The organism is Mariniflexile fucanivorans (genome assembly GCF_004341235.1).
In the GTDB taxonomy this organism is placed as follows: domain Bacteria; phylum Bacteroidota; class Bacteroidia; order Flavobacteriales; family Flavobacteriaceae; genus Mariniflexile; species Mariniflexile fucanivorans.
Genome location: NZ_SLUP01000003.1, coordinates 165,823 through 184,446, shown reverse-complemented (window position 1 = coordinate 184,446; position 18,624 = coordinate 165,823). Strand labels below are relative to the sequence as shown.

Annotated in this window: 13 protein-coding genes; 11 read left to right on the top strand and 2 right to left on the bottom strand. The window is 35.4% G+C overall.

Annotated elements, in window-relative coordinates; translation table 11 throughout:
• Positions 1-34: 34 nt before the first annotated feature.
• Together EV196_RS07495 and EV196_RS07490 are read left to right on the top strand one after the other, a co-directional pair.
• Positions 35-2,332, top strand: coding sequence for a type IA DNA topoisomerase (locus tag EV196_RS07495; RefSeq protein ID WP_132216958.1), 2,298 nt, complete (start codon positions 35-37; stop codon positions 2,330-2,332).
• Positions 2,319-2,915, top strand: coding sequence for a pseudouridine synthase (locus EV196_RS07490; protein WP_132216956.1), 597 nt, complete (start codon positions 2,319-2,321; stop codon positions 2,913-2,915). The genes EV196_RS07495 and EV196_RS07490 overlap by 14 nt, the downstream gene beginning before the upstream one ends.
• A 111-nt stretch (positions 2,916-3,026) precedes the next feature.
• Here EV196_RS07490 and EV196_RS07485 read toward each other — a convergent pair whose 3' ends face one another.
• Positions 3,027-3,662, bottom strand: coding sequence for a hypothetical protein (locus EV196_RS07485; protein ID WP_132216954.1), 636 nt, complete (start codon positions 3,660-3,662; stop codon positions 3,027-3,029).
• Positions 3,663-3,667: 5 nt separating this feature from the next.
• Positions 3,668-4,162 carry an RNA polymerase sigma factor gene (locus EV196_RS07480; protein ID WP_132216952.1) on the bottom strand — a complete coding sequence of 165 codons (495 nt, stop codon included), beginning with the start codon at positions 4,160-4,162 and terminating at the stop codon, positions 3,668-3,670.
• A 129-nt stretch (positions 4,163-4,291) separates the two neighbouring features.
• Between EV196_RS07480 and EV196_RS07475 the strand changes: the two genes are divergently transcribed.
• The 9 genes from EV196_RS07475 to EV196_RS07435 all read left to right on the top strand — a co-directional run bounded on the left by EV196_RS07475 (position 4,292) and on the right by EV196_RS07435 (position 18,621).
• Entirely contained in the window at positions 4,292-5,569 is a 1,278-nt protein-coding gene (locus EV196_RS07475; protein WP_132216950.1) for an NAD(P)/FAD-dependent oxidoreductase, read from the top strand.
• 605 nt (positions 5,570-6,174) lie between these two features.
• The gene (locus EV196_RS07470) at positions 6,175-8,328 is read left to right on the top strand and encodes a TonB-dependent receptor (protein WP_132216948.1); all 2,154 of its coding nucleotides are present in this window, start codon (positions 6,175-6,177) and stop codon (positions 8,326-8,328) included.
• A 142-nt stretch (positions 8,329-8,470) separates the two neighbouring features.
• Positions 8,471-13,708 (top strand): endonuclease, encoded by a 5,238-nt coding sequence (locus tag EV196_RS07465; protein WP_132216946.1) that lies wholly within the window; start codon positions 8,471-8,473, stop codon positions 13,706-13,708.
• Between the two features lie 275 nt (positions 13,709-13,983).
• The gene (locus tag EV196_RS07460) at positions 13,984-14,736 is read left to right on the top strand and encodes an energy transducer TonB (RefSeq protein WP_132216944.1); all 753 of its coding nucleotides are present in this window, start codon (positions 13,984-13,986) and stop codon (positions 14,734-14,736) included.
• A gap of 227 nt (positions 14,737-14,963) precedes the next feature.
• Positions 14,964-15,389 carry a DUF2141 domain-containing protein gene (locus EV196_RS07455; RefSeq protein WP_132216942.1) on the top strand — a complete coding sequence of 142 codons (426 nt, stop codon included), beginning with the start codon at positions 14,964-14,966 and terminating at the stop codon, positions 15,387-15,389.
• 95 nt (positions 15,390-15,484) lie between these two features.
• Positions 15,485-16,105 (top strand): tetratricopeptide repeat protein, encoded by a 621-nt coding sequence (locus tag EV196_RS07450; protein ID WP_132216940.1) that lies wholly within the window; start codon positions 15,485-15,487, stop codon positions 16,103-16,105.
• An 8-nt stretch (positions 16,106-16,113) separates the two neighbouring features.
• Positions 16,114-17,451 (top strand): 2TM domain-containing protein, encoded by a 1,338-nt coding sequence (locus EV196_RS07445; RefSeq protein ID WP_132216938.1) that lies wholly within the window; start codon positions 16,114-16,116, stop codon positions 17,449-17,451.
• On the top strand, positions 17,451-17,762 hold the full coding sequence (locus tag EV196_RS07440; protein ID WP_132216936.1) for a 2TM domain-containing protein: 312 nt from the start codon (positions 17,451-17,453) through the stop codon (positions 17,760-17,762). The genes EV196_RS07445 and EV196_RS07440 overlap by 1 nt, the downstream gene beginning before the upstream one ends.
• Positions 17,763-17,865: 103 nt before the next feature.
• Positions 17,866-18,621 carry a LytR/AlgR family response regulator transcription factor gene (locus tag EV196_RS07435; protein WP_132216934.1) on the top strand — a complete coding sequence of 252 codons (756 nt, stop codon included), beginning with the start codon at positions 17,866-17,868 and terminating at the stop codon, positions 18,619-18,621.
• Positions 18,622-18,624 lie beyond the last annotated feature (3 nt).

Here is an 18,624-nt window from a genome sequence, read left to right as displayed (position 1 = left end):
CGCTAATTTGCAGCCCTCATAAAAACAAAAACAAGTGAAAGTCTGTATAGCCGAAAAACCAAGTGTTGCCCGTGAAATTGCCTCGGTATTAGGAGCCAATACCAAACGCGATGGCTATTACGAAGGCAATGGCTATCAGGTAACTTACACGTTTGGACATTTATGTACCTTAAAAGAACCGAACGATTATAAACCCTATTGGAAAAGCTGGGATTTAAACAACCTACCCATGCTTCCTGAAAAATTTGAAACCAAAGTAGTATCGAATTCAGGCATTATGAAGCAATTTAAAATCGTAAAAAGTTTATTTGATAAAGCGGAAGTCGTCATCAACTGTGGGGATGCGGGTCAAGAAGGAGAACTCATTCAACGTTGGGTGATGAACGAGGCAAAATATAAAGGTGAAGTAAAACGTTTGTGGATTTCCTCCTTAACCACCGAAGCCATCAAAGAAGGTTTTGATAATTTAAAACCCTCAGCCAACTACGATAATTTATACTATGCAGGTTTTTCCAGAGCTATTGGCGACTGGCTATTAGGCATGAACGCTACCCGCTTGTACACCGTAAAACATGGTGGTTACAAGCAAGTATTATCGGTTGGTCGTGTACAAACACCCACACTTGCGATGGTTGTAAACCGATTTAAAGACATTGAAAACTTTAAACCTCAACCTTATTGGGAGTTACAAACCATGTACCGTGAAACTCTTTTTAGTTATGAAGAAGGACGTTTTTTAAATAAAGAAGATGGTGAAGTTTTAGCGAATAAAGTAAAGGAAAGCGAGTTTGAAATTGTTTCTATCGAAAAAAAGAAAGGAAACGAATATGCACCTAAACTTTTCGATTTAACAGGCTTGCAGGTGTATTGCAATACCCGATTTGGCTTTTCAGCAGATGAAACTTTAAAAATAGCGCAAACCCTATACGAACAAAAAGTAGTAACCTACCCCAGAGTAGATACTACCTTTTTACCAAATGATGTGTACCCAAAAGTAACGGGTATTTTACAAAAGCTTACCAATTACGCTGCATTAACACAGCCGCTTTTAGGTAAAAAAATAAAAAAATCGACCAAGGTTTTCAACGATAAAAAAGTAACCGATCACCATGCCATCATACCAACGGGGATGCAAAGTAATTTGCAATACAACCAACAGCAGGTGTACGATATTATTGTAAAGCGTTTTATTGCCGTGTTTTATGATGATTGTTCGGTATCAAATACGACGGTTATTGGTAAAGCTGCTGATGTTTCTTTTAAAACAACAGGGAAAGAAATATTAAAAAAGGGCTGGCGTGTGGTTTTTGAAGACCCCAACGCTAAAGAAAAAGAACCCGATTTATTACCAACATTTGTAAAAGGTGAAAAAGGGCCGCATGAACCGTCATTTTTAGAAAAAGAAACCAAACCACCCAATCAGTTTACTGAAGCAACCTTATTGCGTGCTATGGAAACTGCAGGGAAAGAGGTAGATGATGAGGAGTTGCGTGATTTAATGAAGGAAAACGGTATTGGACGACCATCAACCCGAGCCAATATTATTGAAACCCTTTTTAAACGTAAATATATAGTTAGAAATAAAAAACAAGTATTGCCAACCCAAACAGGCATTCAATTGATTGATACCATTCAGAATGATTTATTAAAATCGGCAGAATTAACAGGCACTTGGGAAAAGCAATTAAAAGATATAGAAAAAGGCGAATTTACTGCTGGTGCCTTTATAAATAATATGAAGCGTATGGTTGATGCGCTGGTTTATGAGGTACGTAGTGAAGCCGTTCGCGCTAACATTTCGCATGCGGCAACGGTTCAAAAACGAGAAGCCAAAGCAGAAAAAAAGAAAGCTGCAGGTATTTTGGCAGAAGTTTGTCCAAAATGTAAAAAGGGAAACATCATAAAAGGGAAATCGGCTTATGGTTGTGCTAACTATAAAGCAGGTTGTGATTTAGTTTTACCGTTTACGTATGCTGATAAAAAAATATCAGAGAAGCAATATATAAGATTACTACAGAAAGGTTCTACAGTGAATTTAAAAGACTTTAAAATAAGTACAGGTACTGTGGAGGGCTTGTTACGTTTTGACGACAACTTCAAACTTAAATTTGAACCTAAGAGAACTGCGAAAAAAGCAGAAACCACTCCTGATGTATTAACCTGCCCCAAATGTAAAAAAGGCACGGTAATAAAAGGAAATACCGCGTATGGGTGTAGTGACTATAAAAATGGATGCGATTTTAAAGTGACTTTTGAAACTGTTAAGGCTAAAATTAACGGGCAAAAACCCACCAAAGAATTGGTTTTTAATATTTTGAATGGAAGCATCTAAGAATTTACACCGCCACTTCATAATTTACAAACCCTACGGCGTTTTAAGTCAGTTTGGAAGTAACGATAGTAAGCAACAATCTAAAAAATTTTTAGGAATACTTCAAGATTTCCCTGAAGGCATCATGCCTATTGGCAGGTTGGATGAAAAATCGGAAGGCTTGTTGTTACTCACCACCGATGGTAAAATGAGCGATTTTGTAAACAGCCAAAAAGTAGAAAAGGAATATTATACCTTGGTAAATGGTGCGATTACAGAGTTTGAAATTGAACAGTTGAAAGCAGGGGTGGAGATTGGTTTTGATGGTAGAAAATACCAAACCAAACCATGTAAAGTTTTTAAGTTAAATGAAGACCCCAAATTACCAGAACGTTCCAAAAAAATACGAGATGCTAGACACGGTCCTACATCGTGGATTTCAATTACTTTAAATGAAGGTAAGTTTAGGCAGGTGCGAAAAATGACATCGGCAGTTGGGTTTCCAACGTTGCGTTTGGTGCGTGTTCGTGTTGGGAATATTCATTTAAATGAGATGCAGGTTGGTGAGGTGGTTGCTGTGGATCATTTTTTTTCGTTTTGCTAATTGCTAATTGCTAATTGCTAATTGGTTAGGGATAGCAGTGGAAAGCCCACAGCGACGCAGGAGCGAGGACTTGTAACGTATAGCCCGACCCTTGAGGTAACGCCCAAATAACTAAACTTCCAGTTTTTTTAATTCTTTGTAATTTCTGTTTAAACGCTTTAATAATAATCCGTAAAGAAGTTTGTAAAAAAGCCAGATAACAAATACAAATACGGCGGTGAAACCTGTAACAATGGCAAATGCGATTAGTTTTTGTTTATCGCTGAAATGAGCGATAGTATTAGATAGTTCTGGATTGTGTACAATGGCAAAATAAGTACCTAAAACCATAGAGATAAACGCCATTGCTAAGTTATAAATAACATAATATTTTATCACTTTTCGGGTTTTTATAATGCTTTCCATTAGTTTTTTAGCATTATCTGTTACCGAAATAGCCTTATGTGATTTAAAAAGTAAGTATATGAATAACAGTATGATAGCATAGCTAAATGCGGTTAGAGCCCCAAATACGTAATCGTTTGTGTAAACGGAGTCTAATTGTTTTTTATAACTATTAGATGTGAAATAAGGGATGATACTTATTATTATCCAAAACACAAGTTCGGCAATGCTAATGTAAAAAAGCGTCTTCACAATGGACGACGATTTTTTGTGCAGCATGGGGTATATATCTTGGGTAGATAATTTTTTATGTTCTGGCTTTTCTTTGTGCCAGTCTTTTTTTAAGATGTCTAATTCGTCCATAGCTTTTAGGGATTTAGTATGGTTTTTAGTTTCGTTTTTATTCGGTTCATTTTCACTCTGGCATTCACTTCACTAATACCCATGGTCTCACTTATTTCACTATAGTTTTTGTCTTCCAGATACAAAAACACAAGGGCTTTTTCAATATCGTTTAATTGATGTACTGCTTTATATAATATTTTAAGTTGTTGTTCTTCGGTATCGTCATATGCTTCTGCCGATATTTTAAATGCTACTCCTTCAAAATCTTGAGTATCTATGGTACGTTTCGATTTTCGGTAAAGTGTTATAGCGGTGTTTAATCCAACCCGATACATCCAAGTACTAAACTTAGCATCACCCCGAAACTTAGGGTATGCTTTCCAAAGTTGAATGGTTATTTCTTGAAACAAATCGTTATGGGCATCATAATTATTAGTGTACAAACGGCACACCTTGTGTATGATGTTTTGATGCGTTTCGAGCAATTCAACAAAATTATGTTTTAGTTCTTTATTCAAATCTGTGGGTTAGTTATTATGTAAGTAGCTTAATGTTTTGAATTGTTACAATTTTGTAAAAATAAAATTTATAAATAGTAAATAGTTGTTTGGCGTTATATCTTTGTACAAACTTTTATCTTTAAAAAAATGAATATTCCCCAAGTAAGTATTCCTAGAGTTGTGATAATTGGTGGTGGTTTTGCAGGTATAAACTTAGCAAAGGCCTTAGGCAATAAAAAGGTGCAGGTGGTGTTGATTGATAAGAGGAATTACCACACTTTTCAACCACTATTATATCAGGTGTCATCGGCAGGTTTAGAACCAGATTCTATTGCATATCCACTCAGGAAAATAATTAAACGTTATAAAAATATGTATTTCCGTATGACGAAAGTACGGAATATTGATGCTGATGCTAAAGAAATCCATACAGATATTGGTATAATTGGTTACGATTATTTAGTGATTGCAACGGGTACTAAAACCAATTATTTTGGAAATAATGCCATTGAAACGTATAGCATGCCCATGAAAAAAGTGCCTCAAGCCTTGAATATAAGAAGCTTGATTTTACAGAATTTTGAACAGGCAGCCATTAGCAACGATAAAGCAACACGTAAAGCTTTATTAAACTTTGTAATTGTAGGTGGTGGACCAACAGGTGTAGAACTTGCAGGCGCAATTGCCGAACTAAAAAACCATATTTTACCAAAAGATTACAGAGATTTAATTCCTGCCGATATGCAAATTTATTTATTGGAAGGAAGTGCAAGAGTGTTGCCCACCATGAGCGAAGAGGCCTCAAAAAAAGCCGCAAAGTTTTTAACGAAGTTAGGGGTGCTGGTGCATTGTAATACTTTTGTAAAAGATTATGATGGCAAAAAAGTAAGCACAAATTTAAGCTTGGAATTGGAGTCTGAAACCTTAATTTGGGCAGCCGGCGTTACCGGTGATTTGGTTAAAGGACTAAAAGCTGAAGCCTTAATGGAACGTGCCAATAGGTACAAAGTAAATGTCTATAACCAAGTGGAAGGATATACCAATATTTTCGCTCTAGGGGATATTGCTTTAATGGCTTCAGAGGAGTTCCCAAATGGGCATCCACAAGTGGCGCAACCAGCCATTCAACAGGGGCAGCTTTTGGGTAAAAATATCATTAAATTAATTGAGGGAAAACCACTAAAAAAATTCAAGTATATTGATAAAGGATCGATGGCAACCGTGGGAAGAAATAAGGCGGTTGTAGATTTAAAACATTATAAATTTGGAGGTTTTTTTGCATGGTTTATTTGGATGTTTGTACACCTTATGGCATTGGTAGGTTTCCGAAATAGGGTGATCGTTTTCTTTAATTGGTGTTACAATTATATCAATTTTGATAAAGCAGCACGACTTATCATTCGTCCGTTTAATAAATTAAAGTAGGAGTTTATTTTGATTTATTTAAGTATCTGATTAATAATTTAATAAATACATCTTATAGATTTTGTCTATTATGTGTTTTTAAGCTTTAAAATGCTTGAAAAATGTATGATTTGATGTTTAGGAAGAACTACCAATACTGGCTAGTTGAAAACACTTGTAAAAGTTATTTAATGTCAATAAACTATCCGAAGTTATAAAAAAAATTAACAACTAAAAAACAAAATGGTGACTCATTTTTAAAACGTTTCTTTGGTGTGAAAATATAAAAATGGACCTCCTTAAAAATTACGGGAATCCACACAATTTACGGAGTTGAAAAATCACTCCAACGATCTATCAGATATTAAAAAAGTTTATTCAAAAAAACCGATAAAAAGGATGTTCGAAAACGTCGCTTTTTTGTCGGTTTTTCTCTTTTTAAAAAGACTAAAAAGTCATCATTTTAATAGTTGAAAATCATCTTAAATAAGATTTTCATGTTGCATGTTTTTTGTGAATATTCAATTCATCCTTTAAATTTTACAGTTCGGTTCATTAAAGTTTTTAAATTGTTAAATAGGGTTCAATTTTGCATCATCATCAAAAACGAACCAATCAATTTTATTATGAAACAACTTGTCTTTATTTTTTGTTTAATTATTTCAAATATACTACCCGCCCAAACGAACATCAACGGAAAAGTGACCGACACGAAAGGCATGCCAATACCCGGTGCCAATATTTATTTGGAAGGCACTTATGATGGCAGCACGAGCGATGAAAACGGAAGCTTTTCATTTAAAACAACACAAACAGGAACACTAAATTTAAAAGTTTCTTATATGTCTTTTGAAACCTTTACCATGGTGGGCGATGTGGTTTATATGAAAAATTTGCAGGTAAAACTTCGTGAAGATGTAAACACTTTGGATGCCGTGGTGCTTTCCGCAGGCACCTTTCAAGCAGGCGATAATAGTAAAGTGAATGTTTTAAAACCATTGGATATCGTTACCACAGCAAGTGCTATGGGCGATATTATAGGAGCGTTCCAAACCTTACCTGGTACCTCTACCGTGGCAGAAGACGGCAGGCTGTTTGTGCGTGGTGGTGATGCGGAAGAAACGCAGATTTTTATTGATGGTATTCGGGTGTTTTCGCCTTATACGCCTACCACCAATAATGCACCCACCCGAGGTCGCTATTCACCATTTTTGTTTGATGGGATTACGTTTTCTACAGGTGGATATTCTGTGGAATTTGGGCAAGCTTTATCAAGTGTGTTATTATTGAATACCATTGATGAACCCGACCAAGAGAAAACCGATGTTGGTATCATGAGTTTAGGTGCGACTTTAGGTAATACTCAAAAATGGGAAAAAAGCTCGTTAAGTTTTAATGCATCCTATATTAATTTGGCACCTTATAACGCTATTTTTCCTAATAGAAATAATTGGATAAAACCTTATGAAACTGTTTCGGGTGAAACCGTATTCAGAAAAAAAACAAATAAAGGTTTGTTTAAATTATATGGTGCTTTTGATGTTACTAATTTTGAATTAACCCAAGACGACATCAATAATCCTGATGGTGTTTATTTCAAAATGAAGAATAAGAATTTTTACTTAAATAGTTCGTATGAAGCAGAATTGAATGCTACTTGGTCGTATTTTGGAGGGTTGAGCTATACACATGGCATTAACGATTTGAATATTATAGATAGTGCTGTTGATGCTGCTGAAAACTCACTACATGCCAAACTGAAATTCAAAAACCGAATAAGCAACCGTTTTAAGCTTTATTTTGGCACGGAGTACTTTGCTACTAATTTTAAAGAAAATTACAGTGATGCGTCTATAAACAACGCAAAATATGGTTATGACAACAATCTGGTAGCCGCTTTTGCTGAAGCCGATATCTTTATTTCAAAAAATTTGGCTTTTAAAACAGGTCTGCGTGCTGAATATAGCCAGTTGTTCAAGGAAACTACTGTGGCGCCCAGGTTGTCTTTGGCTTATAAAACGTCTCGGAAAAGTCAGTTATCGTTGGCTTATGGTAATTTTTATCAAAACCCATCGAGCACTGTTTTAAAATTCAATCAAAATTTAAAAGCACAAAACACGTCGCATTTTATTGCAAACTATCAATATAACGGTGATAGAAAACTATTTAGAGCTGAAGCGTATTACAAAAATTACGATGATTTGGTGAAGTATGATACCGATTTTGCAGCTTTCGACAGTAATTATAACAACAACGGCTCGGGGTTCGCAAAAGGTATCGATTTATTTTGGCGCGATAGTAAAAGCATTAAAAACGTTGACTATTGGGTAAGTTATTCGTTACTGGATACCAAACGAGATTATAAAAATTTCACGATGGAGGCACAACCCAATTTTGCGAATACACATAATCTATCGGTAGTTGGGAAATACTGGATTAACGATTGGCGCAGTCAAGTTGGTTTTAGTTATGCTTTCGCATCGGGTAGAACCTATACCAACCCAAACGAAACAGGTTTTTTAAATGAAAAAACAAAAGCCTACAACAGCTTGAGTGTAAATTGGGCCTATTTAATTAGTCCGCAAAAAATTCTATACGCTTCGGTAACTAATGCATTGGGTTTTAAAAATATTAATGGCTATCAATATGCTAACACGCCCGATGTAAACGGAAATTTTAACCGACGTGCTTTACAGCCTGCTGCCGACCAATTCTTTTTTGTAGGCTTCTTTTGGACAATTAGTGAGGATAAAAAGAGCAACCAATTGGATAATTTATAATGGTTATGTGTTTATTTTCAGAAAGTTATCAAGATGTAAATACCCTTAATTTTATGTTTTATTAACCAATAGTTAATAAAAAAGACCCGAGTTTTATATGTTTAATGTGTAAGTTTGTTAAGACTAATTCAATTAAAATAATATGAAACAACTTTATTCAAAAAAGAATCTGTATTTAAGGATTCTAGCGTTGCTATTTTTAACTTATAGCTATGGTCAAGTTCCTAGTTATTATAATGGAGCTGATATTTCTACTACAGGAGAAACTTTAAAAACAACTCTTAGTACGTTGGTAACTAATACTCAAACCACTATTTTGAGTTACACACCGGGTGTCTGGGATGCCTTAAAGCAAACAGATTTAGATCCTGCCAATCCAAACAATGTTTTGTTGATTTATGGGTATGATGATTCAGATGCCGATACAACGAATGATAGAACACGTTCTAAAGATTTAAATGGTGGTGATGTTGGCGATTGGAACAGAGAGCATACCTATGCTAAATCTTTAGGGACACCTAATTTAGGGGAAATAGGTCCCGGCTCAGACGCACACCATTTGCGCGCTTCCGATGTTACTTTAAACAGTATTAGAAGCAATCGTCTGTACATTGATGGCGATGGAAATGCTGCAGCGATCAATTTAGGGTTTTATCCAGGTGATGAATGGAAAGGGGATGTGGCTCGTATGATGATGTATATGTACCTACGTTATGGTGATCGTTGCTTGCCAAATAATGTAGGTTTAGGTAACTCTACCTACAGTGCGGATATGCGTGATATATTTTTAGAATGGAATGCAGAAGATCCTGTATCTCAAGTAGAAATAAACAGGAATGTAATTTTAGAAGGCATTCAAGGTAATAGAAACCCTTTTATCGATAATCCTGCGTTTGCAACTACTATTTGGGGAGGGCCACAAGCAGAAAACAGATTTGAAACTAGTACGGCAGATATTGAAGCACCAAGTGCGCCTACAAATTTAGTGGCAACAAATACTACGGCAAACGAGATTGTTTTATCTTGGAGTGCTTCTACAGACAATGTAGGTGTTTTAGCGTATCAAATTTTTGAAGGAACGACTCAAATAGCTTCATCAACTAATACAACATATAGTCTTACAGGTTTAACGCCTAATACGTCATATACATTTACTATAAAAGCAGTAGATGCCTCAAGTAATATTTCTTCTGAAAGTAATTCTTTATTAGTAACGACATTAGAAGGTACTACAAGTACAACATCAGTCGTTTTTATTAATGAAATACATTATGATAATGCGGGAGCAGATGTCGATGAAGCTGTAGAAGTAGCCGGTACAGCAGGAACAGACGTTACGGGTTGGAGTATAATTCCTTATAATGGCAATGGGGGTGCAACGTATTCGCCAATAGGTACTTTTTCGGGCATTATTCCAGATCAGTCAAATGGTTTCGGAACCATGTATGTCACTATAAGTGGTTTACAGAATGGCGCTCCAGATGGACTTGCGTTGGTTGATAATCAAGGTAATGTGGTTCAGTTTTTAAGTTATGAAGGCAGTTTGGTTGCTACAAATGGTCCAGCTATGGGAATGACAAGTACCGATATTGGTGTGTCTCAATCTGGAAGTGATGCAATAGGATTCTCTTTGCAATTAACGGGTACGGGAACAGATTATAACAGTTTTACTTGGCAAGCACCTTCAGCGAATACTTTTGGAAGTATAAATTCTGGACAAATATTTTCAGTGTCTTCAGTTGTAATTGCAGCACCTACAAATTTAACGACTTCTAATATAACAAAATCATCAATTGATTTATCTTGGGAAGCATCCACATCTGTTGGAGTCGTTTTATATGAAATCTTTAATGGAACTTCACAAATTGCTTCAACAACAGAAACAACTTTTTCATTAACAGGATTAACTTCAAATACAACCTATGCACTTTCGGTTAAGGCATCAGATGTTGACGGTAATCTTTCAAATAGCAGTAATGAAGTTATAGTTGCTACTTTAGAAGACTCTACAACACCTGTAGCTTCTGAATTCGTATTTATTAATGAAATACACTATGATAATACAGGTGCAGATAGTGAAGAAGGTGTTGAGATCGTTGGACCTGCAGGAACAAATTTATCAGGCTGGAGTATTGTACCTTATAACGGTAATGGTGGCACTACGTATAGTATAACAAGCTTAACAGGAACTATTCCAGATCAAATGAATGGGTATGGAACCATTGCTGTAACCATAAGCGGATTACAGAACGGATCGCCAGACGGGATCGCTTTGGTTGATAATAACGGTACTGTTATTCAGTTTTTAAGTTATGAAGGTAGTTTTACAGCTACTAATGGTCCTGCAGCTAATATGGTTAGTACCGATATTGGAATTACGGAGGAAAGCAGTGCCGCTTTAGGTACTTCTTTACAGCTCATCGGTAAAGGATCGGTATATACAGATTTTACTTGGGCCGCTTTAGATAATACTTTTGGGGACATCAACACCGATCAAAAATTTGGAGATTTGGTGTTTGTTAATGAAATTCATTACGACAATGCTGGAGCTGATGTTGGAGAAGCCATTGAAATAGCTGGCTGGTCTGGAACCGATTTAACAGATTGGAGTATTGAATTATACAATGGTAGCGGAGGTGCTTTATATGGTACTATTCCATTGACAGGAACCATTCCAGATCAAATGAATGGCTATGGAACCATGTTTTTCTCATATAATGGTATACAAAATGGGTCGCCAGATGGTTTAGCTTTAGTCGATGCTACAGGCAAAGTCATTCAATTTTTAAGTTATGAAGGTGCTTTTACTGCTACAAGTGGTTCTGCCAGTGGCATGTTAAGTACAGATATTGGTATTTCAGAATCAAGTAGTGCTCTTGAAGGCTCTTCACTTCAATTGATTGGTACAGGAACAGTATATGACGATTTTACTTGGGACACTGCAACGAATACGTTTGGGGCTATTAATGTTGGACAGGTGTTTGGAGATGTTGAAATAGCTATGGAAGTTATTTCAATTGCTGATGCGCGTGCTTCTGTTGAAGGAACACTGGTAAAAATAACAGGTGTGCTAACGGTTTCAGACCAATTTGCGGGTTCTGCCTATATTCAAGATGATACAGCAGGTATAGCCATTTTCGACGAACTTGTTCATGGTCATGGTAATTTTATCATTGGAGATTCTATTACCGTTACAGGTACAAGAAGCGCTTTTAATGATCAAATTCAAATTAGCGCGGTGACTAATGTAGAAAATAATGGATTGCCAAATATCCCTATAGAGCCCGTTACAATTACATTGGCAGACATGGGCAATCACCCAGCCGAATTAGTAAAAATTCTAAATCCGGCATTTCCAAAACCAGGAGATATCCTTTTTGGAAACTCTAATTATGTATTAACAGACGCAAGTGGTAATGGCGAATTGAGAATAGATAATGATGTTGAAGACATTGTTGGACTAGGTCAGCCACAATCTTGTGATGAAATAGTGGGAGTTGTTGGTCGTTTTTATGAAACGTATCAATTATTACCGCGTATGACATCTGATATGGCATGTGCAGGAGCCTATATTCCTTTAGGAAGTTCGGTAACGGTTTCAAAAGATAAAACGTTTGATGTTGTGGCTTGGAATATTGAGTGGTTTGGCGATGAAACCAATGCGCCAACAGCAGGAAATCTAGATTCTGATGCGATACAAAAAGAGAGTGTAAAAACAGTACTTCAACAATTGGATGCCGATGTTTATACGGTAGAAGAAGTTTCAGACGATGTATTATTTGCGCAAATGGTAAGTGAAATGCCTGGATATAGTTACGTGCTTTCAGAAGCTGTTTCGTATCCAAATGATGAAACAGGTACACAACAAAAAGTTGGATTTATATATAATACCAATACCGTTTCTGTGGTAAGTACTAAAGCACTTTTGTCTAGTATGCACCCTTATTATAATGGTGGTGATGATTCCTTCTTGTCAGATTACCCTGTATCCGATAAAACGCGTTTCTATGCAAGCGGAAGATTGCCATTTATGATGACTGCAGATGTTACTTTAGATGGTGTAACCAAACAATTTAATATGGTAGCACTACACGCAAGAGCTAATGGGTCTACAGATTCTCAAGAACGTTATGATATGCGTAAGTATGATGTTGAGGTGCTTAAAGATACTCTAGATGCGCAATATCCAAATGCTAATTTGATTATTTTAGGCGATTTTAATGATGATGTAGACTTTACCGTTGCAGATAATGTATCAACAACAGTGAGTACTTTCGATAAATATGTGGTCGATCCAACAAATTATACGATTGTAACCAGTGCTTTAAGTGCTGGCGATTATCGTTCGTATGTTTTTAGAGAAAATATGATTGATCATATTATGGTTTCTAACGAGGTGGCTCCAATTTACATCAATCAATCCGTGAGTGTAGGCTACGAATTTTATAATGCTAGTTATACATCTACAACGTCGGACCATTTCCCGGTATCCGCTCGTTTTCTGTTAAAGGAACTTACTTTAAATGAAATAACAGCCACTAACGTGACGTGTGCAGGAGAACAAAATGGAACTGCAACAGCAACCGTTTCTGGAGGGATTACACCATATAGTTATTTGTGGAGTGATGGGCAAACAACGGCAACAGCCACAGGACTCATAGGAGGTTCTTACTCGGTAATTGTTACCGATGCTTTAGGAAATACGCTAACGAATGAAGTTGCTATTACTGAACCAATGCCATTAGAGTATACAAAAACAGAGGATGCTACTGTGTATTACGGGTATGCACCAGAATCTTGTACAACCATATCAATTTCTACGGTTTCAGGCGGAATGGCGCCATACACGTATGCTTGGAGTACAGGTGAAACCACCAATGCCATAAAAGTTTGTCCAGAAGAAACCACAACCTACTCTGTAACGGTTATGGATGCAAATGGATGTTCTATAGATACTGAAATCCTAGTGGATGTAGTGGATGTGCAATGTGATAATAATGGTAGATATCCAAAAGTAGAAATGTGTCATAATGGTCGTTCTATTTGTGTATCACAAAATGCAGTTCAAGCTCATTTAAATCATGGTGATACTTTAGGGGCTTGTAACGATAGTGAAAATGGAGATTTAAGTTTTAGCGTTTACCCTAATCCATTTAGATTGTATGTCACTGTAAAGCTAGAAAATGTAAAAGCGAATTCTAAAGTAAAATTCCTAGTTTATAATCATTATGGTAGATTAGTTTACAGATCTCATAATAACTCATTATGTGGTAAAAATAAAGAGATTTTACCATTATGGTATTTACAAAGAGGCTATTACTATTTGCAAATTTATGTAGACGATGAGTTGAAAGACACCCAAACTCTTATTAAAGAATAACAAGATTGCAATTTAAATTTATAAAAACCGCCGATTTTATCGGCGGTTTTTTTATAAAATGGCATTTTCTATAAACTTTTTTTGAACCATTAGAGAGGATAAAAAGAGCAACCAATTGGATGCTTTGTAGATCTGCTTAATTAGTCTTCGGTGGAGTCATTGGAGTTGAGTTTTTTTACTGATGAAATCAATTTCCAAACCAAATTAACCTGATAATTATCATTGTTATTTGTTCTTATATCTACTAACTTTAAGATAACAAAAAATAAATAGCCATGTTACTCCGAAAAAAAAATCCAGAATTAGAAATAGGTAGGAACAGTAGTATTTTTTTTGCTATTGGCTTAAACCTTATGTTGTTTTTTTCTTGGCAAGCTTTAGAGTATAAAACGTATGAAAAAAGTGAAGTTGATATAGATGTTTTAACTATGGAAGCGCAAAATGAAGAAGACATACCCCTTATAAATTACAATGCGCCACCACCGCCACCACCGCCAGCGGCTACCATTGCTATTAGTGAAAACATTCAAATAGTTGATGATGTTAAGGAGGTTGAAGAAACCGTGATGTTTAGTAGTGAAACCGACCAAAACGAAGCTATTTCAAGTAGTAAAGGTGTAGTGGGCGGCGTAGGTGTTAGTGATGTAAGGGTAAATGTGATTGAAGAAGATGTGGAAGTGGCTTTTGCCGTTATTGAAGATGTGCCTGTATTCCCTGGTTGCGAAGGCTTATCAAAAAGTGAAACTAAAGATTGTTTTCAGCAAAAAATGCAAGAACATGTGCTTAAAAATTTCACTTACCCAGAAACGGCATTGCAACTTGGTATTCAAGGGCGCGTATCGGTTATATTCGTAATCGACTCTAAAGGTAATATTACAGGAATACGCTCTAGAGGTCCAGATAAAATTTTAGAAAAAGAGGCTGAACGTATTATTGGGCTGTTACCAAAAATGCAACCTGGTAAACAACGCGGAAAACCTGTTAGAGTAGCTTACTCGGTTCCTATTTTCTTCAAATATCAAATTTAGTATTTTAGCTTGGTTTGATAATTGTATTTAAAAAAATCAAAAGACGTGACATCTTTTGATTTTTTTTTGTTCTTATAAATTGCTTTTTTTTGGAATTTAGGATTTGAAAACTCAGATTTTTCTTTTTATTTACAGTCCATCCTAAAAAAAATACAGTTGGGTAAGTGGTATTTTTAAAATCTGCTAAGGTGTTCGATATTTGTATCATAATTAAAAAACAAACCATCATGAAGAATCTAATTAAAATAGTATGTCTGTCACTTTTTAGTGTCATTACTTTAAACGCACAACAATCAAAACAGAACGATGTTACTGTGGTTATTTCAAATTTGAACAGTAATAACGGACGTGTGTTTGTGGCACTTTATAATTCTGAATCAACGTTTTTAGGTAAAGGCATTAAAAGCGATATTAGAAAAATTGAAAATAATAGCTGCACAATCGTTTTTAAAGATGTTCCAAACGGAACGTACGCCGTGTCTATGTTTCATGATGAAAATGATAATAATAAAATGGATACCAATTTATTTGGAATTCCTAAAGAAGATTATGGCTGTTCCAATAACGTCAAAGGATTTATGGGGCCTCCAAAATGGGAAGATGCTAAATTTCAAATTCAAAATGAATCAATCACTCAATACATAAAAATTTAAAATCAAAATAATAAAACTCCCATTCCGAAGTCTTGACACACAATTCAAGAGCCTTATGGAAGTAGTATGAAACCAAAAATAATAAATATAAACTCATGAAAAATTTAATAATCATCGCCACATTTATAGTTTCAGTAGTTACATCTGCTCAAACTAATTACGAACAAGGCATGCAAAAAGCCTTTGAACTCTGGGGACAAAATAACCCAACCGAAGCTTCCAATTTATTTGAACGCATTGGCAATGCAGAGCCAGATAACTGGTTGCCGCTTTACTACGCAGCTCAAGTTAATATTGTAAACAGTTTTGGTGAAAGTGATGAAGAAAAACTATCAGCACAATTAAAAAAAGCACAAGATCTAATTAATGATGCTACGGCTATTTCAAAAAACAACCCGGAAATTTTAGTATTACAAGCCTTATTACACACTGCTTGGGTCGCTTATGATGGTGCTACATACGGCATGACCTTATCTGGTAAAGTTGTTGAACTCTATACAAAAGCTGAAATGATAGCGCCAGAAAACCCGCGTGTGGTGTATTGCAAAGCCGAATGGAATATGGGTGGTGCCAAATATTTTGGACAAGATACCACGCCCTTTTGTAAGGACTTAGAACACGCTTTAGAACTTTTTACTAACTTTAAACCAGAAACACCTTTTAGCCCAAATTGGGGAAAAGACCGTGCAGAAATGCTATTAGAATCTTGTAAATAACATTTAGAATGAAAAAGTGGTTAAAGAACATACTCATATTATTTTTAATAGGTATTGGAATATTTGTTATAGATAATGCGGCTTCTGGCGGGTTTGAAAATAAAAGTTTTAAAGTATTAGTACTCACTTTTTTTATTTATCAATTATACTCTTTTGTTATTGGTATAGTGAATATGTCCTTTTTCGACTTTATGGAAAAGATAAATTGGAAACCGAAAGATAGATTTAAACGCATCATTATAGGCTTTATTGCTGCTACTGCATTAACGCTTATTTGTTTGTTCTTCTTAAATATGTTTACCGATATGTATTTTGATGGAAAAACATTGGAAGAATTTATTAAAGGTGAAAGTTTAGCTAGGTATAAGTTTAGTTTATGGATTACGTTAACTGTTATTTCTACGTTTCATATTATATACTTTTATAATAGGTACCAACAAAACAAGATAAAAGAACAAAAGGTTATTGCCGGTACAGCAAGTGCGAAGTTCGATGCGTTAAAAAACCAATTAGATCCACATTTTTTATTCAACAGTTTAAACGTATTAACCAGTTTGATTGAAGAAAATCCCGCGAATGCTCAAAAGTTTACCACCTCACTATCTAAAGTATATCGCTATGTTTTAGAACAAAAAAATAAAGAATTGGTATCGGTAGATGAAGAATTGGAATTCGCAAAAACCTACATGTCGCTTTTAAAAATGCGCTTTGAAGATAGTATTATTTTCGATATTCCCGAAAAAGCCAACAACCCAGAAAGTAAAGTAGTACCACTATCATTACAACTACTATTAGAAAATGCCGTAAAGCACAATACGGTAACATCTAAAAAGCCATTGCACATAAAAATTTATGAAGATGGTGATAGTTTGGTGGTTGAAAATAACCTGCAACCCAAACAGATAGTGAAAAAGAGTAGTGGCGTAGGTTTAAACAATATCATGCAGCGGTATGATCTGCTAACCACAAAAAAAATAAACATTAACAAAGAAGCAAACAGGTTTACAGTAGCTATACCAATGCTTACAAAACAAATTTATAACATGGAAACCAATCATAATTACAACGAGCAAGACGCCTATTACAAAGCCAAAAAACGTGTGGAAGCTATTAAAGCTTTTTACTCCAATTTAATATCTTATTGTTTAGTCATCCCCTTTTTAATATTTATAAACTACAAAACTTTCTGGGGTTTCCAATGGTTCTGGTTTCCAATGTTGGGTTGGGGATTGGGCTTAACATTTCATGCCTTTGGGGTTTTTGGATACGGCAAATCATGGGAAGAACGCAAAATTCAAGAAATTTTAGAGAAAGAAGAATCGTCAATCAATAAAACCTGGAAATAATGGATAAGAACTATATAGAAAAAGACAGATATCAACGCGCAGCGAAACGTGTAAAACAAATCTCTGGATTTTACAGACACGCCTTAGTGTATGCAATAGTCAACATCATGGTTGTTATTATAAACATTCAAAATTTAGGCGAAGGCGAAAGCTATTTTCAATGGCAAAATTTCATCACATTAGTCTTTTGGGGCATCGGTTTGTTGGCCCACGGGCTCTCCGTTTTCACCCCTAGTTTTCTATTAGGCAAAGACTGGGAAGAACGCAAAATAAAAGAACTTATGGAAAAAGATAAAAAACCTTGGCAGTGAAATTAGTTTTCAGTCACAGTCACATTCGCAGTCTCAGTTTTCAGTAAAAACTTTGCGACTTTGCAACTTTGCAACTTTGAAACTCATTTAAAAAAACCAACCAATGAAAGTAATCATCATCGAAGACGAAAAACCATCAGCACGACGCCTACAACGTATGCTAGCAACATTAAATATGGAATCCGAAACCATGCTCCATTCCGTTGAAGAATCCATCAATTGGTTTCAAAATAATGAACACCCCGATTTAATTTTCCTAGACATTCAATTAAGCGACGGATTATCATTCGAAATCTTTGAAGCCATCGAAATTAAATCTGCAGTTATTTTCACCACAGCTTATGATGAATATGCGCTTCAAGCTTTCAGGCTAAACAGTATAGATTATTTACTGAAACCTATTGATGATGAAGATTTAGCCAAAGCCCTAAATAAATACCAAGAACGCTTACCTCAAAAACAAGCCGTTACTTTAGATTTTAACGACATAAAAAAACTACTAATTAACCCAATAGACCGCGAATACAAAAAACGCTTTTCGGTAAAAGTAGGGCAACATTTAAAACTCATCAATATTGACGACATAGAATGTTTTTACAGTGAAAATAAAGGGACTTATTTACACACCACCGAAGGCAGAAACTATCTATTGGACACCACTTTAGAATTGTTAGAAAACGAATTAGAACCACAAACCTTTTTCCGTATCAATCGTAAATTCTTTGTAAATATCAATGCCATAAAAGATATGGTAAGCTACACCAATTCTCGTCTTCAAATAAAACTAAACTCCTATAACGACGATGAGGTTATTGTTGCTCGTGAGCGTGTAAAAGATTTTAAAGCGTGGTTGGAGTAATTA

What these genes read in the sequence shown, in the direction of transcription:
- EV196_RS07490 (WP_132216956.1), top strand. Translation starts at nt 2,319, where the DNA reads ATGGAAGCATCTAAGAATTTACACCGCCACTTCATAATTTACAAACCC.
- EV196_RS07485 (WP_132216954.1), bottom strand. Translation starts at nt 3,662, where the DNA reads ATGGACGAATTAGACATCTTAAAAAAAGACTGGCACAAAGAAAAGCCA.
- EV196_RS07475 (WP_132216950.1), top strand. Translation starts at nt 4,292, where the DNA reads ATGAATATTCCCCAAGTAAGTATTCCTAGAGTTGTGATAATTGGTGGT.
- EV196_RS07470 (WP_132216948.1), top strand. Translation starts at nt 6,175, where the DNA reads ATGAAACAACTTGTCTTTATTTTTTGTTTAATTATTTCAAATATACTA.
- EV196_RS07465 (WP_132216946.1), top strand. Translation starts at nt 8,471, where the DNA reads ATGAAACAACTTTATTCAAAAAAGAATCTGTATTTAAGGATTCTAGCG.
- EV196_RS07460 (WP_132216944.1), top strand. Translation starts at nt 13,984, where the DNA reads ATGTTACTCCGAAAAAAAAATCCAGAATTAGAAATAGGTAGGAACAGT.
- EV196_RS07455 (WP_132216942.1), top strand. Translation starts at nt 14,964, where the DNA reads ATGAAGAATCTAATTAAAATAGTATGTCTGTCACTTTTTAGTGTCATT.
- EV196_RS07450 (WP_132216940.1), top strand. Translation starts at nt 15,485, where the DNA reads ATGAAAAATTTAATAATCATCGCCACATTTATAGTTTCAGTAGTTACA.
- EV196_RS07445 (WP_132216938.1), top strand. Translation starts at nt 16,114, where the DNA reads ATGAAAAAGTGGTTAAAGAACATACTCATATTATTTTTAATAGGTATT.
- EV196_RS07440 (WP_132216936.1), top strand. Translation starts at nt 17,451, where the DNA reads ATGGATAAGAACTATATAGAAAAAGACAGATATCAACGCGCAGCGAAA.
- EV196_RS07435 (WP_132216934.1), top strand. Translation starts at nt 17,866, where the DNA reads ATGAAAGTAATCATCATCGAAGACGAAAAACCATCAGCACGACGCCTA.